The organism is Verrucosispora sp. WMMA2044 (genome assembly GCF_027497155.1).
Classification (GTDB): Bacteria; Actinomycetota; Actinomycetes; order Mycobacteriales; family Micromonosporaceae; genus Micromonospora; species Micromonospora palythoicola.
Genome location: NZ_CP114913.1, coordinates 917,242 through 931,783 on the forward strand (window position 1 = coordinate 917,242; position 14,542 = coordinate 931,783).

At 72.2% G+C, this 14,542-nt stretch carries 16 protein-coding genes; 9 read left to right on the forward strand and 7 right to left on the reverse strand.

Annotated elements, in window-relative coordinates; translation table 11 throughout:
• Positions 1 to 61: 61 nt before the first annotated feature.
• A complete protein-coding gene (locus tag O3597_RS04225; protein WP_269737695.1) occupies positions 62 to 1,147 on the reverse strand; it encodes a hypothetical protein in 1,086 nt (361 codons plus the stop codon).
• A gap of 187 nt (positions 1,148 to 1,334) precedes the next feature.
• Between O3597_RS04225 and O3597_RS04230 the strand changes: the two genes are divergently transcribed.
• The gene (locus tag O3597_RS04230) at positions 1,335 to 2,231 is read left to right on the forward strand and encodes an aminoglycoside phosphotransferase family protein (RefSeq protein ID WP_281604470.1); all 897 of its coding nucleotides are present in this window, start codon (positions 1,335 to 1,337) and stop codon (positions 2,229 to 2,231) included.
• Between the two features lie 42 nt (positions 2,232 to 2,273).
• Positions 2,274 to 3,512: an acyl-CoA thioesterase/bile acid-CoA:amino acid N-acyltransferase family protein gene (locus tag O3597_RS04235; RefSeq protein ID WP_164449521.1), complete on the forward strand. Its 1,239-nt coding sequence runs from the start codon at positions 2,274 to 2,276 to the stop codon at positions 3,510 to 3,512.
• Positions 3,513 to 3,537: 25 nt separating this feature from the next.
• On the opposite strand, the gene O3597_RS04240 is transcribed toward O3597_RS04235, so the two are convergent.
• The 3 genes from O3597_RS04240 to O3597_RS04250 form a co-directional block, all read right to left on the reverse strand.
• A complete protein-coding gene (locus tag O3597_RS04240) occupies positions 3,538 to 4,227 on the reverse strand; it encodes a dihydrofolate reductase family protein (RefSeq protein WP_164449522.1) in 690 nt (229 codons plus the stop codon).
• 77 nt (positions 4,228 to 4,304) lie between these two features.
• Complete coding sequence (locus O3597_RS04245) at positions 4,305 to 5,582, reverse strand: DUF6596 domain-containing protein (RefSeq protein ID WP_281604471.1); 1,278 nt, start codon at positions 5,580 to 5,582, stop codon at positions 4,305 to 4,307.
• Positions 5,579 to 5,941: a YciI family protein gene (locus O3597_RS04250; RefSeq protein ID WP_164449523.1), complete on the reverse strand. Its 363-nt coding sequence runs from the start codon at positions 5,939 to 5,941 to the stop codon at positions 5,579 to 5,581. The genes O3597_RS04245 and O3597_RS04250 overlap by 4 nt, the downstream gene beginning before the upstream one ends.
• Before the next feature lie 269 nt (positions 5,942 to 6,210).
• Here O3597_RS04250 and O3597_RS04255 point away from each other — a divergent pair, with 269 nt between their 5' ends.
• Positions 6,211 to 6,480, forward strand: coding sequence for a hypothetical protein (locus O3597_RS04255; RefSeq protein WP_164449524.1), 270 nt, complete (start codon positions 6,211 to 6,213; stop codon positions 6,478 to 6,480).
• Positions 6,480 to 7,517: a hypothetical protein gene (locus O3597_RS04260; RefSeq protein WP_281603299.1), complete on the forward strand. Its 1,038-nt coding sequence runs from the start codon at positions 6,480 to 6,482 to the stop codon at positions 7,515 to 7,517. The genes O3597_RS04255 and O3597_RS04260 overlap by 1 nt, the downstream gene beginning before the upstream one ends.
• Before the next feature lie 96 nt (positions 7,518 to 7,613).
• Here O3597_RS04260 and O3597_RS04265 read toward each other — a convergent pair whose 3' ends face one another.
• Complete coding sequence (locus O3597_RS04265) at positions 7,614 to 8,777, reverse strand: hypothetical protein (protein ID WP_281603300.1); 1,164 nt, start codon at positions 8,775 to 8,777, stop codon at positions 7,614 to 7,616.
• Positions 8,774 to 9,301: a SigE family RNA polymerase sigma factor gene (locus O3597_RS04270; RefSeq protein ID WP_281603301.1), complete on the reverse strand. Its 528-nt coding sequence runs from the start codon at positions 9,299 to 9,301 to the stop codon at positions 8,774 to 8,776. Before O3597_RS04270 ends, O3597_RS04265 begins: the two co-directional genes overlap by 4 nt.
• Before the next feature lie 137 nt (positions 9,302 to 9,438).
• Between O3597_RS04270 and O3597_RS04275 the strand changes: the two genes are divergently transcribed.
• The 4 genes from O3597_RS04275 (at position 9,439) to O3597_RS04290 (ending at position 12,451) form a co-directional block, all read left to right on the forward strand.
• Positions 9,439 to 9,813 (forward strand): GntR family transcriptional regulator, encoded by a 375-nt coding sequence (locus O3597_RS04275; protein WP_235945090.1) that lies wholly within the window; start codon positions 9,439 to 9,441, stop codon positions 9,811 to 9,813.
• Positions 9,810 to 10,730 (forward strand): ABC transporter ATP-binding protein, encoded by a 921-nt coding sequence (locus O3597_RS04280; RefSeq protein WP_164449527.1) that lies wholly within the window; start codon positions 9,810 to 9,812, stop codon positions 10,728 to 10,730. Before O3597_RS04275 ends, O3597_RS04280 begins: the two co-directional genes overlap by 4 nt.
• Positions 10,727 to 11,422 (forward strand): hypothetical protein, encoded by a 696-nt coding sequence (locus tag O3597_RS04285; RefSeq protein ID WP_164449528.1) that lies wholly within the window; start codon positions 10,727 to 10,729, stop codon positions 11,420 to 11,422. Before O3597_RS04280 ends, O3597_RS04285 begins: the two co-directional genes overlap by 4 nt.
• 99 nt (positions 11,423 to 11,521) lie before the next feature.
• A complete protein-coding gene (locus O3597_RS04290) occupies positions 11,522 to 12,451 on the forward strand; it encodes an LLM class F420-dependent oxidoreductase (protein WP_281603302.1) in 930 nt (309 codons plus the stop codon).
• Between the two features lie 239 nt (positions 12,452 to 12,690).
• Here the strand turns inward: O3597_RS04290 and O3597_RS04295 are convergent, their stop codons facing one another.
• Entirely contained in the window at positions 12,691 to 13,119 is a 429-nt protein-coding gene (locus O3597_RS04295; protein ID WP_164449530.1) for a hypothetical protein, read from the reverse strand.
• A gap of 59 nt (positions 13,120 to 13,178) precedes the next feature.
• On the opposite strand from O3597_RS04295, the gene O3597_RS04300 reads away from it, so the two are divergent.
• Complete coding sequence (locus tag O3597_RS04300; RefSeq protein WP_164449531.1) at positions 13,179 to 14,414, forward strand: D-arabinono-1,4-lactone oxidase; 1,236 nt, start codon at positions 13,179 to 13,181, stop codon at positions 14,412 to 14,414.
• Positions 14,415 to 14,542: the final 128 nt, after the last annotated feature.

Here is a 14,542-nt window from a genome sequence, read left to right on the forward strand (position 1 = left end):
CCGCCGCGTCGCACCCGCCGCCGGTCCCCGCCCAGCGTGCTCTGGGCGGGGACCGCCGGGCTCAGACGCTCGACGAGAAGGTCGAGCTGAACTCGCTGTCCTGCGGCCGGCCGGCGTTGCTGAAGCAGGAGACCGGCAGCACCGCGTCGCTGCCGAACTGCGCCCATCGGGACTGGATGGTGCAGTACGAGGGGTCGTCACCGATCGCGGTCACCTGCGCCGTGGTGCTCTTCTCGTGCAGGGCCGGGAACTTGACCGTGTAGGTGCCGAGACCCGTGGGACCGAAGCCGTTCGCGCCCACACCGAGCGGGTGGGAGTAGTTCGTCGGACCGACGAAGGGCGTCGCGAGGTACCCGAAGTACTTCGGTGGGCCGAACGACGCGTAGACCGAGCGCTCCCGATGGAACGAGGCGGTGAAGTCGCTGTTCATCAAAGCACCGGTGGCCGGATCGTGGCAGGCGACGTAGACCAGCACGTCCGGGCCGGTCGCGCCCCAGCGAAGGATCTTGCAGCGGCGTGGTTGGGCGTTCGGCTGCTGGGCGGTCACCTGCACGTTCCCGGAGAGCGTGCCGGCCGTGCCGACCGCCAGGAAGCGCAGCGCGTAGATGCCCACGCCGACGTTGGCGACGGTGACGGGTGCGCCGGCCGAGTTGTACGACTGCGCGAGGACGTTAGACAACACCTGCGCCGAGGCGTACGCCCCGACGCCGGCCGGCAGGACGCCGGAACTCACCGTCCACAACACCGTGAACGGGGTGTCGGTCGGGGTTCCGCCGGGTCGGAAGCACTGCACGTCGACGATCTCGTCGGCGCCCGAACTGCCCCACCGCACGAGCTGGCAGAACCGGCCGTCCCTGGCCACGGCGGTGACATGGGCGTTGCCACGGGCGCCCAGTCCGATGTTCGGAAACCGCACCAGGAAACGGCCGGGGGCGACCTTGCCGCCGGTGGCCACCGGGCCCGCAGCCCAACTGCCGAACTGGTACGCCGCGGGCAGCGGTGTCCAGACCGGCACGGTGGGATCGGCGACGTACGCGAATCCGAAGCGGTCGGCGGTGGCGGCGGCGGCCGGTGCGCCGGGGACCGCCAGCGTCGCGGCCAGCACCATGGCCAGGGCGGCGCAGAGGTGACGGAGTCGGAGAGACATGGGCCACTCCAATCGGTGGTAGTCGATGCTTTTTCCACTGTTCCGGGTATCGGTCAAGGTCACAGTCGGCTTGCCTACAACCGACGGGACGGGTGCCCGGCACCGGTCCGACCGGGTGGCCGGCGACGCCGCCCGCAGCGTCGAGAATTGGGTGGCCCACCCGCGCGTCCGGCGCGAGGATCTCGGTGTGCCGCTGCACCAGGGTGAGATTCCGGTCGACGAGGATGTCGTCAGTGCGTTGGTGACGCAGCAATGTCCACAGTGGGCGCATCTGCCGCTGTCCCTGGCGGGCGCGGGCACCGACAACACGATGTACCGCCTCGGCGCCGACCTGCTCGTACGGCTGCCGCGCACCGCCGAGAAGGCGCCGTCGCTGCGCAAGGAACAGCGCTGGCTGCCCCGGCTGGCCCCCCGGCTCGGCTTCCGGATCCCGGAACCGCTGCACACCGGCGTTCCCACCAGCGCCTTCCCGCTTCCCTGGTCGGTCTACCGGTGGATCGACGGCGAGGAGGCGGGGCCGCAGACCGTCTCGGACTGGGCGGCCTTCGGCACCGACCTGGCGGGGGTGGTGCGGGAGCTGCACGGCGTCGACCTCATGGGGGCGACCGGTACGGGCGACCTGAGCTGGTACCGGGGCGGACACCTGCGGCCCTGTGCCGACTGGATCGGCCGAGCCCTCGCCGACTGCCGGACCATCGTCGGCGCGCAGATCGACGTCGACACCCTGGAACGGATGTGGCAGGCGGGGCTCGCCCGGCCCGAACCGTCCGGACCGCAGGTGTGGCTGCACGGCGATCTCAGGCCCACGAACCTCCTGGTCCGACACGGCAGACTGCACGCGGTCATCGACTTCGGTGGCCTGTCGGTCGGCCTGCCCGACGCCGAGCACGCCCCGGTGTGGGATCTGCCGCCCGAGGCCCGCCACGCCTACCGCGACGCCGTCGACGTGGACGACTCCACCTGGCTACGCGCCCGCGCCTGGGCGATCGCCGTGGCCGCCAGCGGCATCGCGTACTACCAGCACAGCTACCCGGCGTTCGTGGCCGAATGCCGGGCCCGCCTCCGTGCGATCCTCGCCGAATAGCACCCGTCGTGGGGGTGGACAGCCGCACATACGGTGTGGTCGATGCCGCGTTGGTCGAGAACGTCCCGGATCCTGCCCGCCGTCCTGGTGGGGCTGGTGGTCGCGACCCTCCTCGTCGGCGATCGGGGCAGGGGCGGCGCGCCGCGCCTGCGGCTGGACGTGACGCCGGCCGTGGCGCTCGTCGACCAGCCGCTGCGGGTACGGGTGAGTGGGCTGGCCGCGAGGGAACGTGCCGAGATCGTCGCCGAGGCCCGGGATCACGCGGGGCGGCGGTGGCGCGCGGCGGCGACGTTCGTGGCCGACGCCGACGGTGTGGTGGACGTGTCGCGGGACGCACCGGTGCACGGCTCCTACTCGGGTGTCGACCCGATGGGTCTGTTCTGGTCGATGGATCCGCTGGACGGCGACGCCTCCTACTTCGCACCGGTCTGGCCGCACGTACGGCGTGACTTCCCGGTTCGGCTGTCGGCCTCGGGTGGCGGGCGGGCGCCCGCCACCGTCACCGTGCGACGGGACTGGACGGCGGGTCGGGTCTCCTTCACCGAGCTGACCCGGGCGGCCGACGGGGTTCACGGGTTGCTCGTCCTGCCGCCGCCGGACGTGCCGCGACGGCGCGGGGTGTTGTGGTTCGGTGGCTCGGAGGGCGGCGTCGGCGGGCTGTACGACGCGCCGCTGCTCGCCTCCCGCGGGCACCCGGTGCTGTGCCTGGGCTACTTCGGCGCGCCGGGGCTGCCGGACAGCCTGCACGACATCCCGCTGGAGTACTTCGTCACCGCCGCCGAACGTCTCGCCTCGCACTCCGGTGGCGAGGTGGCGGTGATGAGCTACTCGCGCGGCACCGAGGCCGCGTTGCTGCTGGCGCAACAGCGCCCTGACCTGGTAGGCGCCGTCGTCGCCTACGCCCCGAGCAGCATCGTCCACCTCGGCTACCCGTACACCGGAGCGCCCGCCTGGACCTACCGTGGCCGGCCGGTACCGAGCGGCCCGATACCCGTCGACCGGATCGACGGACCGGTACTGGCCATCGCCGGGGCGGACGACCTGCTCTGGGACGCGCCGACCTACGCCGCCGAGCTGGTGCTGGCCCTCGGTGGTCCACCCCACCGGGTGCTGCTCTACCCGGAGGCCGGTCACGGCGTGGGCACCTTCCCGTACCTGCCGTCGAAGACGGTGCACCAGGGCCGCACCGGCGAGCAGATCCACGGCGGCTCCCGGGCCGGTGACGCCGCCGCCCGCCGCGACGGGTGGTCCGAGGTGCTCAGCTTCCTCGCCACCCGCTGACGGCGCCACCGGCCGACGGCACGGCCTACGGGGTGCCGGTGCCGCGGCCGCGGTCGTCGAGGACCAGCGGGGCGCGACCCCGCACCGCGTACCGGACGTGGGTGACGTGCGGGCTGGCGAGTACCCGTTCGGGGGTCAGCTCGATCGCCTCGAAGTCGTCGAGAGCCAGGTCGTCGAAGAGTCGGAGCCCGGCACCGAGGACGACCGGCACCACGTGCAACTCCAGTTCGTCGAGCAGACCCGCCCGCAGCACCTGCCGGACCAGGCTGCCCCCGCCGGCCACCGCGACGTTCCGGTCACCGGCTGCGGCCCGGGCCTGGGCCACCGCACTGGCCAGCCCGTCGGTGACGTAGGTGAAGCTGGTGCCACCCTGGCGGTGCAACGTCGGGCGGGGCCGGTGGGTCACCACGAAGACCGGAGCGCGGAACGGTGGTTCGTCGCCCCACGGCACCTCGCCGCCGTCGGCCATCCGGCGACCCATCACGTACGCGCCGGCCGCGGCGAACGACTCGGCGATGATCTCGGAGTCGGCGTCGTGCCGGCCGCCGGCGAAACCCTGCCGTTCGCGCCACGCCATCGCCTCGGTGGCCCACCGGGTCACCCGGAAGAAGCCGTGGCTCTCCGCCGACCGCAGCCAGTCGCCAACGCCGTCGTGCTGCGGGCCGGCGTAGCAGCCGTCCAGCGACACCGACAGTTGGGCGGTCACCTTCGTCATGTGCTGTTCCTCCCGGGTGCGACGGCACCCACCGTGGGTGCCGATCCACCTGTGGATCGGAGCGGTACGGCACGCTTCTACCGACTCCGGAGGTGACCTGGTTCACATGGTGGACGGTCCGGGTCACTCGCGGTGGCGGCTCGGCGCAGCAGGTACCGCCGTTCGGGGTCGCTGCCGGCGTGCTGCGCCGCTGCCCGCCACTGTGCGGCGGCGGCGGGCCGGTCGTCGGCGAGTTCCAGCAGGTGGGCGCGGACGGCGTGCAGTCGGTGGTGCCCGGCCAACGGCCCCGACTCCACCTCGCAGAGCAGGGCCAGCCCGGCGACGGGCCCGTGCACCATGCCCACCGCCACCGCCCGGTTCAGCGTGACCACCGGGTTGGGTGCGAGGTGCTCCAGCACCTCGTACAGCGCGAGCACCTGGGGCCAGTCGGTGGCCTCGGCGCTCGGCGCCTCGGCGTGCACCGCCGCGATGGCGGCCTGGACCCGGTACGGCCCCGGTGGCGTGACGGCCAGACTCCGTTCGACAAGTGCGCAACCCTCGGCGATCGCCACCTGGTCCCACACCTGGCGGTCCTGCTCCGCCAGCGGCACCAGATCGCCGTTCCGGTCGACCCTGGCCGCCGCACGGGCCTCGGTGAGCAGCATCAACGCCAGCAGGCCGGTTGTCTCGGCGTCGTCGGGCAGTTGCTCGTGCAGCCGGCGCGTCAACCGCAGCGCCTGCCCGGTCAGGTCGGCGCGGCGCAGTTGAGGGCCGCTGCTTGCGCTGTATCCCTCGTTGAACATCAGGTACAGCACCTGGCGTACGACGGCCAGCCGGGCCTGGCGTTCCGCCGTCGGTGGCGGTGCGAATCGGGCACCCGCCTCCCGCAGGCGCAGTTTCGCCCGGGAGATCCGTTGCCCCATCGTCCGCTCCGACACCAGGAAGGCGGCGGCGACCTCGGCGGTGGTGAGCCCACCCACCGCACGCAGGGTCAGTGCCAGCTGCGCGGGCGCGGGCAGCACCGGATGACAGCAGAGCAGGAACAGCTCCAGCAGGTCGTCCCGGGGTGGCTCGGCGTCGGGCGGTGGGGCGACAAGCGTGTCGCGGGGGGTGAGGTCCAGCGCCGTACGCTCGCGGCGGGTGCGGGCGACCTCGGTGCGCACCAGGTCGACGTAGCGGCGGGCGGCGACGGTGTGCAGCCAGCCCGACGGTTGCTCGGGGACGCCGTCGAGCGGCCACCTCTCCACGGCGTCGACGAGCGCCTCCTGCACGGCGTCCTCGGCCCGACCGAAGTCGCCGTACCGACGCACGAGGGTGGCCAGCACCTGCGGCGCGAGCCGGCGCAGCAGGTCGACGGTGGCCTCGTCGAGGCTCAGTGGTCCGGCCCGGTCATCAGCGGCCAGATCTCCAGGCCGCCGCTGGCGGTGCCGAACCGCAGACCCGGATAGCCACGGGCAATCTCCACTGCCCGCTGCTCGTCTTCGACGTCCACCACGAGGTACGACCCGACGTACTCCTTGGCTTCCAGGTACGGCCCGTCGGTGACCACCGGAGTGTCGGCGACGATCCGCACCGACCGGGGACGTGTCTCCAACCCCTGCACGTCGACCAGCTCGCCGGAGGCACGCAGTGCCCCGGTGAAGGCGTCCACCTCACCGATCAATGTGGCCAGGTCGCCGTCCGGCAGGCTGCCCCAGATCTCCTCGTTGCCGTAGATCAACATCAGGTACTTCATGTCTCGCCTCCATAAGAGTCGATATGTCCGGAAACGGACAGGACGGCGCGGCCTGCCCCGACGCATTGTTGTAGCAGGTAGCGAGGCTGCGGATGGCGGGCCACATCCGATCCTCCGGCCGGGTCGGGGCCGTGACGTCCCGCCGGCCGCCAGCACGGAAACGCCGGGGCGCGCCGCCGCGCCGCCCGGCTCCGGCCCGCCGTCGCCGACCAGCCGCACCGAGGGTGTTGCACCACTGGTCGCGACGACCAAGCCAGGAAGGAGCTGCCATGGCCGCTCCCACCGCCAACGCCTCGATGAACCCCACCACCTACTCACCGGGCGAGCAGATGCTGCTGACGGTCAACTACGGCGACGCGGACCACCAGCGGCTCACCGTGACGGTCACGGTGGCCGACGCGCAGGGCAACCGCAGCGCCCCAGTCTCGGTGACCGCCGTGATCGACCCGCTCACCGTCACCGTCGCCGACGACTCGGGGCGTACCTGGTCCCGGGTCTCCGACGACGGCGCGGTGGCCGTCTTCCGGGCGGTGGCGTGATGCCACGGGTGACCGTCACCGTGCGCGACTCCGCCAGTCGGACCGCCACCGCCAGCGTCGCCTACACCGTGCTGCCGCCGGTGCTGGGCGGCTACTACCTCTCCGGTGGTGCGGATCCGACGGCCGACATCACCCGCGGCAACTTCCGGTCGCTGACCCAGTACCGCAGCTTCGCCGACGCCTACATCTTTCCCGGCTACGAGCGACCCTGGCTGATCACTCTGGGGCGGGCCGGGGTGCAGATCAACATGGTGCTCGAACTGAAGCACTACGGCGCGCCCGACACCGGGCCGCAGACCTTCACCGTGGACGGGGTGCGGTACACCGTGCCCGCTCCGGCGATGACCATCCAGCAGCGGCCCGGCGCGGTCTGGCCGAAGGCGTACGGCTACGGCCAGGTCATCGCCGGGCAGTGCGACGGGTTGTTCGCCCGGGCGCTGTCGCAGTACCGGACGATGGGCTTCGGGGTGAACATCCAGCTCGCCTCCGAGCTGGACACCGATCACGAGTTCGGCACCACGGAGGCCGGCAAGGCGTACACCTGGGCCGAGTCGGACGCCCGGGCGGTGCAGGCGGTGACGTACATCGTCAACTGGTTCCAGGCCAAGGGGCTGCCGCAGGGCAGCACCTTCTCGGTCGGGGTCGGCGGCTTCAACCGGGACTGCTTCCGGCGCACCCACCCGGAGGCGTTGATGACCCGGCTGGACTACCTCCAGTGGAACGTCTACGCCACACATGCCAGCCACACCGCGCTGGAACGGTTCCGGCGCACCAAGGACTGGGCGGTGGCCGATCTGGGTCCGGTCGCGTTGTCCCGTCCGGTGCTCATCGCCGAGTGGGGCGTACGGGTCATCGAGATTCCCGACCAGGCGGCCTGGATCGCCACCGTGCCGCCGGCCATCGCCCAGCTCAACGCCGAGCGCGGCCCGCTGATCGCCCGGACGAACTACTTCAACTCCGGCTGGGGCACCCTCAGCCCGAAGTCGGCCGGGCTGGCCGCGCTGCGGGCCGCGTACGCCCGGCCGCCGTACGGCTGAGTTCCGGTACGCCGGCCCGGTCCGGCGTGACTGCCGGACCGGGCCGGCGTACGCGGCGGGCCGACCCCCGTCAGGTCCGACCCGGATCGCACCGGCTCACCGCGACGGCGGCTGGCCGAGCAGGTCCGTGACGGCCGCCAGCAGTTGCGCGCTGAGCTGCCGGCTGGAGCTGTAGGCGTGGCGGGCGCTGCGGCACGGCTCGTGCCGGATCCAGAACTCGGCAGTCTCGCCGGTGGCGTCGGCCACGGTCAGCGTGTCGAAGACACTGGGCTCCTGGTAGTCCGGCCAGTCGCCGCAGTCGCTGCCCTTCGCCGACCTGTCGAACGCCTGGTTGAGTACGGCCCGTACCTCGTCCGCCCCGGCGCGCCGCCGCTGCTGCCCGACCAGCTCGCCGGTGTCGCCGCGCACCTCGTACCGGCAGGCGGTGACCTCGATCAGTCGGGTCGGCAGGATCGGGTACGTGGCGCTGTTGTTCAGCCTGATCCGATCCGGCGGGTAGTCCTCGGAGTTCTTCCGCATCCGCTCGATGGGAAAGGTGTCCACGCAGGCCGGGGTGGTGACGGTGGCCGGGTCGGTGGTCGTGGCCAGTTGCGCCCGGTACCTGTCGAGGAACGCCCTGAGCACCCCGAAGTCCGCTCCCCGGCCGTGGGTGGCGGTGACCGCGACTCCGCAGTTGGCGTCCGTCCAGACCGTGACCGGGTCCCGGTCCGGGTAGCGCAGCACCAGGACGGTCTCCTCGTAGCGCGCCATCAGGGCACACGCGAAGTCGCCGTCCGGTCGAGGTCGACCTCGACCGTCCTGCTGGGTCGGTGGCTGGGCGTTGAGCAGCCGGACGATCTCGTCGACGCCGGTGGTGAGGGTCCGGGGGCCGATCCGGTCCGCCGGGCGGAGTCCGCCACCGACCGGAACCTGGCAGCTGGTGATCTCCACCGCGCCGGTCGGCACCAGCGGCTCGTCGTCGCCGTAGCGTACGGACGCCAGGTCCGGACGCCCGACGAGGTCGGTCGGGCAGTTGGCGTCACCGCGCGGGCCGGGGGTGACGAGTGGGATGACGTCGTCGCGTCCGGGACCGGCCACAAGCGCCGGCAGGCCCACGCCCAGGCCGACGGTCAGCGCGACCGCCGCCGCCGCGCCGCCGGCCATCCGGCGGCGGTGCCGGCGTACCCGGACGCCGACCTCGGCCACCCGGTCCGGCGGTGCGGCCAGCGGTGGTACGGCCCCGGCGAGCAGTCCTCGGATGTCTTCGTCGTCGCGGGTCACGGTACGACCTCCCGGTTGGTGAACAGGCTCAGGTCCGGATCGGTACGCAGGCTGCGCAGGGCGCGCGACGACTGCACCTTCACCGTGTTCGGCGAACAGCCCAGCACCTGGGCGGTCCGTTCCACGGAGAGGTCCTCGACGTAGCGCAGCACCACGATCGCCCGCTGCTGGCGGCTGAGCCGGGCCAGCGCCCGGCGGACCGCGTCCCGGTCGGCGGACTCGCGGGCCAGGTCACCGGGTCCGGTGTCCTCCGGTGGCGTGGCGGCCGGGAACTCGGCCCGCCACCGGCGCCGCCACCAGGAGACGTAGGTGGTGAACAGGGCCCGCCGCAGGTACGCCTCGGGGTGCCCGGCCGCGACCACGGTCGACCAGCGTCGCCACGCCCCGGCCAGCACGGTCTGGAGCAGGTCCTCGGCGCGGCCGGCGTCTCCGGTGAGCAGCCAGGCGGAGCGCAGCAGCGCGGCGGACCGGGCCGTCACGAAGTCGGCGAAGCCCTCCGGTGGTGCCGGGTACCTGTCGGTCATGCGTACCTCCCGACAGGTAGACGCGTCGGTCGGGCCGGAAGGTTAACGCCGTCACCCGTCCCTTGACAGCGACGCCGTTCAGGTTGCATGGTTAATTACATGAGTAATGAACCAGCCAACCAGTGTGGCGACTGGGGATGGTGGAGGACGTGATGGAGGACGGCCGGCCGATCTTCCTCCAGATCGCGGAGCTGCTGGAGAACTCGATCCTGGACGGGACGCTCGCCGAGGAGAGCCAGGTGCCCTCGACCAACGAGCTGGCCGCCTTCCACCGGATCAACCCCGCGACCGCCGCCAAGGGGGTCAACAAGCTGGTCGACGACGGAACTCTCTACAAGAAGCGAGGAATCGGCATGTTCGTCTCTCCCGGCGCCCGGGCGAAGCTCCGCGGCCGGCGCCGCGACGAGTTCGCCCGACAGTACGTCCGGCCGCTGCTGACCGAGGCGCGCAAGCTCGGCATCGAACCGGCCGAACTCAAGAGCATGATCGACACTTGGGAGGAGGGCCGATGAGCGCGGTCGTCACCGTCACCGAGCTGACCAAGCGGTACCGGGGAGTCACCGCGCTGGACGGGGTCAGCTTCTCCCTTGCCGAGCATCGGATCCACGGCCTGCTGGGACGCAACGGGGCCGGCAAGACCACCCTGATGCAGATCCTCACCGCGCAGAACTTCGCCACCAGCGGCGAGGTCAGCGTCTTCGGGCAGCACCCGTACGAGAACGAACAGGTGCTCTCCCGGATCTCCTTCATCAAGGAGAGCCAGACCTACCCGTCGCACCTGCGGGTCACGCACGTCCTGCGGGCGGCCCGCCTGGTGTATCCAGGCTGGGACGAGGAACTCGCCCAGCGGCTGGTCGACGTGTTCCAGTTGCCGCGCGGGCGCAACGTCCGCAAGCTCTCCCGAGGCATGCTCTCCGCGCTCGGCATCGTCGTCGGGCTCGCCTCACGCGCCCCACTCACCTTCTTCGACGAGCCCTACCTGGGCCTGGACGCCGTGGCCCGGCAACTCTTCTACGACCACCTGCTGGCCGACTACGCCGAACATCCGCGCACCATCGTGCTGTCGACCCATCTCATCGACGAGGTCAGCGACCTGATCGAGCACGTCCTGCTGATCGACCAGGGCCGGCTCCTGCTCGACGTCGAGGCGGAGGCCCTGCGCGGCCAGGTGGTCACCGTCTCCGGCCCGGTCGCGGCGGTGGACGAGTTCACCCGTACCGGCACCGAACTGCACCGGGCCTCGCTCGGCGGCACGGCTCGGGCCACCGTACGCGGCGACTTCGGCCCGGCCGCGCACGACCGCGCCCGGTCGCTGGGTCTCGACCTCGAAGCGTCCTCGCTCCAGGACATCGTCGTACGCCTGACCACCTCGCACAACGGACACGCGGCCGGTAGCACCGCCGCGGCCGACAAGGAGGCCGTCCGATGAACCGCGCCCTGACCGTGGCCCGTCTACAGTTCGTCGGCTGGCGCAGTGTGGTCGGCTGGCCCTGGGGGATCCTCGCGCTCAGTTTCTCCATCAACCTGGCGCTGTTCAGCGCGATGAACGAGAACGACGACTTCGAGCCGACCACCGGTGGGCTGATGAGCATCTACGTCGTGATGTTCGTCGCCAGCATCAACGCGATCACCCAGGAGTTCCCGTTCGCGCTCGGGCTCGGCGTCTCCCGCCGCAGCTTCTACCTCGGCAACGTGATCCACTTCGCCGGGCAGGCGATCAGCTACGCGGCGGTGCTCTACCTGCTCGCAGTGATCGAAGAAGCCACCGACGGGTGGGGCGTCAACCTGCGCTTCTTCGGCGTGCCCTTCCCGCTGGTCGAGCATCCGGTGCTGCGGTTCCTCGCCTTCGCGATCCCGTTCCTGCTGCTCGGCTTCATCGGCATCGCGATCGCGCTGGTCTTCAAGCGCTGGGGCGTCAACGGCCTGCTGATGCTGAGCACCGTCGCGTTGGCCGCAATCGGCGGGCTCGTCGTGCTCGCCACCTGGCGGGGCTGGTGGTCGGCGATCGGCGGCTGGTTCGCCGACCAGCCCGGGTGGGCCCTGCTGGTCGGCTGGCCGGCGCTGCTCACCCTGCTGCTCGCCGGTCTCAGCTACCTGACCATCCGACGCGCGACCCCCTGACCGTCGACCGGCCGGCGTCCGAGGCGGGGCGGACGTCGGCCGTCGACGCACCATGGCACGAGGTAAGCGGCACACCTGCCGCTTACCTATGCTCGAACCATGGAACTGCGGATCTTCACCGAACCTCAGCAGGGTGCCAGCTACGACGACCTGCTCGCCGTGGCCCGTCGTGCCGAGGAGACCGGCTTCGGCGCCTTCTTCCGCTCGGACCACTACCTGAAGATGGGGTCGGTGAGCGGCGAGCCCGGACCCACCGACGCCTGGACGACGCTGGCCGGGCTGGCCCGGGACACCCGGTCCATCCGGCTCGGCACGCTGATGAGCGCCGCGACGTTCCGGCTGCCCGGCCCGCTCGCGATCACCGTCGCGCAGGTTGACCAGATGAGCGGCGGGCGGGTCGAGCTGGGCATCGGCACCGGCTGGTACGACGCCGAGCACCAGGCGTACGGGATCCCGTTCCCGCCGCTGGGGGAGCGGTTCGACCGGCTGGACGAGCAGCTCGCGGTGATCACCGGTCTGTGGCGCACCCCGTCGGGCGAGACGTTCGACTTCACCGGCCGCCACTACCAGGTGATCGACTCGCCCGCGCTGCCCAAGCCGGTGCAGCGCCCGCACCCGCCGATCCTGCTCGGTGGCAAGGGCGCGAAGCGTACGCCGCAGCTCGCCGCCCGCTACGCCGACGAGTTCAATCTGCCGTTCGTCTCGATCGACGAGACGGTGGCCCAGTTCGCGCGGGTCCGCGCCGCCTGCGCCGACATCGGCCGCGACCCGGCCGAGCTGACCTGGTCCAACGCGTTGGTCCTCTGCTGTGGCAAGGACGACGCCGAGGTGGCGCGACGGGCCGCCGCGATCGGCCGGGAACCGGACGAGTTGCGCGCCAACGGCCTCGCCGGCACGCCCGCCGAGGTCGTCGACACCATCGGCCGGTACGCGGAGATCGGCAGCCAGCGCCTCTACCTCCAGGTCCTCGACCTGACCGACCTGGACCACCTGGACCTGGTCGCCACCGAGGTGATGCGGCAGCTCTGACCGGGCCGACGCGGGCGACTCCGTGGGACACGGCCGACTCCGTGCGTGCGGGGCGGCTCGGAGCGTGCGGGCGGCTCGGAGCGGGCGGGGCGGCTCCGATTGCGGCAAGCCGGGGTGTCAGCCGCCTTGGAGACACCGGCATGCCGCAACCGGAGTCGATCTCGTCCAGATGCCGCCCGCCCGGGCGAGCCGGGGCGAGCCTGCGGGCCGGGCCCGCCGGGCACCGGGACGGCGGCGGGTCAGACCCGGTGCTCCTCGCGCAGCACGGTGTCGAGCTGGCCGTCCCGGTCGCGGTCGAGGTACGTGACGTCCGGGAGCCCGTCGCCGTCGAGGTCGAACTGCACCTGGTCGGCCACGCCGTCGCCGTCGAAATCGGTGACCACCTGGACCGAACCGTCCATGTGCCGGGTCACGATCGACCGGGCGCCGGCGTCGACCCGGGGCGGTGGTCCGGGGGCGGGCGGCGGCTCCGGCACCGGCTCCGGGGTGGGGCTGGGCTGTGGGTCCGGCTGGCTCGCCCACGGCCCGGCAGCGGACCAGGTGACCGCGGAGCCGTCGACGGTGCCGGCGGGACCGGTGGCCGGCTCCACGCCGTTGCCGGCCGGGTCGATCTCCTCCTCGGAGGGGTACACGTCGCCACGAGGGGCGGGATCACGGTAGCTGCTCATCGGCGTAGGGTTCCCCGACGGAGCCGGCGGTAACCGCCGGCGGGCAGAGGGGGTCGGAAGTGTCGACGCACCGCAACTGGGCCGGCAACGTCGAGTACGCAGCCCGTGCGTTCCATCGGCCGTCGTCCGTGGACGAGCTGCGGGAACTGGTCGCCGGCAGCGACCGGCTGCGGGCGGTGGGCAGCGGACACTCCTTCAACCGGCTCGGCGACACCACCGGAGACCTGGTCACGCTGGCCGGACTGCCGGCGAACCCGCAACTGGACGAGCAGCGGCGGGTGGTGCACGTACCGGCCGCGCTGCGCTACGGCGACCTGGCCACCTGGCTGTACGAGCGGGGTTACGCGCTGGCCAACCTCGCCTCGCTGCCGCACATCTCGGTGGCCGGCGCGGTCGCCACCGGCACCCACGGCTCCGGCGAAACCGTCGGCAACCTGGCCACCGCAGTCGCCGGGCTGGAACTGGTCACCGGCGCCGGTGAGCTGCGCACCGTGGACCGTACCGACCCCGAGTTCGCCGGCATGGTGGTCTCCCTCGGCGCGCTGGGCATCGTCACCCGGCTCACCCTGGACGTGGTGCCCACCTTCGAGATACGCCAGTACGTCCGCCTTGACCTGCCCCGCGAGGCGCTGGACGAGGCGCTCGCCTCGGCGTACAGCGTCAGTGTCTTCACCGACTGGCGCTCCACCCGCGGCACCCAGGTCTGGTGCAAGCAGCTCGCGGACCAGCCGGAGCCCCCGGCGGACTGGCTCGGCACCACGGCGGCCGACCGGCCCTGGCATCCGGTGCCCGGCATGCCGGTGGTCAACTGCACCCAGCAGCTCGGCGTGCCCGGTCCCTGGCACGAGCGGCTGCCGCACTTCCGGCTCGGCTTCACGCCGAGCAACGGCGACGAGTTGCAGTCCGAGTACCACCTGCCCCGCGCGCTGGCCGGCGAGGCGCTCGCCGCGCTGGACCAGGTGGCGCACCTGATCGCCCCGGTCGCGCAGACCAGCGAGCTGCGCACCGTCGCCGCCGACGAGCTGTGGCTCAGCCCGCAGTACGACCGCGACAGCCTGGCGGTGCACTTCACCTGGATCGCCGACGCCGCGGCGGTACTACCGGTCCTCGCCGAGGTCGAGCGGGCGCTGGCCCCGTTCGCGCCCCGGCCGCACTGGGGCAAGGTCTTCACCATGCCGACCGGGAAGATCGCCGCGACCTATCCCCGCTGGGCCGACTTCGCCGCGCTGGTGGCCCGCCTCGACCCCGAGGGCACGTTCCGCACCGAGGAACTCGACCACCTGTTCCCCCGCTGACCACGACCCGTCGTACCGGCGCGGCGCGGCCCGGTGGACGTGCCCGGACATCGAACTAGGGTGTGCCCAGGAGCGCTGAGGCCGTCGGCATGCACATGCCCGCCGTCGTGACGCTGGCGGTGGCTGAC

Bases quoted from the DNA above. Each gene is read 5' to 3' on its own strand.
- O3597_RS04225 (WP_269737695.1), bottom strand. From the start codon at position 1,147: ATGTCTCTCCGACTCCGTCACCTCTGCGCCGCCCTGGCCATGGTGCTG.
- O3597_RS04235 (WP_164449521.1), top strand. From the start codon at position 2,274: ATGCCGCGTTGGTCGAGAACGTCCCGGATCCTGCCCGCCGTCCTGGTG.
- O3597_RS04240 (WP_164449522.1), bottom strand. From the start codon at position 4,227: ATGACGAAGGTGACCGCCCAACTGTCGGTGTCGCTGGACGGCTGCTAC.
- O3597_RS04250 (WP_164449523.1), bottom strand. From the start codon at position 5,941: ATGAAGTACCTGATGTTGATCTACGGCAACGAGGAGATCTGGGGCAGC.
- O3597_RS04255 (WP_164449524.1), top strand. From the start codon at position 6,211: ATGGCCGCTCCCACCGCCAACGCCTCGATGAACCCCACCACCTACTCA.
- O3597_RS04260 (WP_281603299.1), top strand. From the start codon at position 6,480: ATGCCACGGGTGACCGTCACCGTGCGCGACTCCGCCAGTCGGACCGCC.
- O3597_RS04270 (WP_281603301.1), bottom strand. From the start codon at position 9,301: ATGACCGACAGGTACCCGGCACCACCGGAGGGCTTCGCCGACTTCGTG.
- O3597_RS04275 (WP_235945090.1), top strand. From the start codon at position 9,439: ATGGTGGAGGACGTGATGGAGGACGGCCGGCCGATCTTCCTCCAGATC.
- O3597_RS04280 (WP_164449527.1), top strand. From the start codon at position 9,810: ATGAGCGCGGTCGTCACCGTCACCGAGCTGACCAAGCGGTACCGGGGA.
- O3597_RS04285 (WP_164449528.1), top strand. From the start codon at position 10,727: ATGAACCGCGCCCTGACCGTGGCCCGTCTACAGTTCGTCGGCTGGCGC.
- O3597_RS04290 (WP_281603302.1), top strand. From the start codon at position 11,522: ATGGAACTGCGGATCTTCACCGAACCTCAGCAGGGTGCCAGCTACGAC.
- O3597_RS04295 (WP_164449530.1), bottom strand. From the start codon at position 13,119: ATGAGCAGCTACCGTGATCCCGCCCCTCGTGGCGACGTGTACCCCTCC.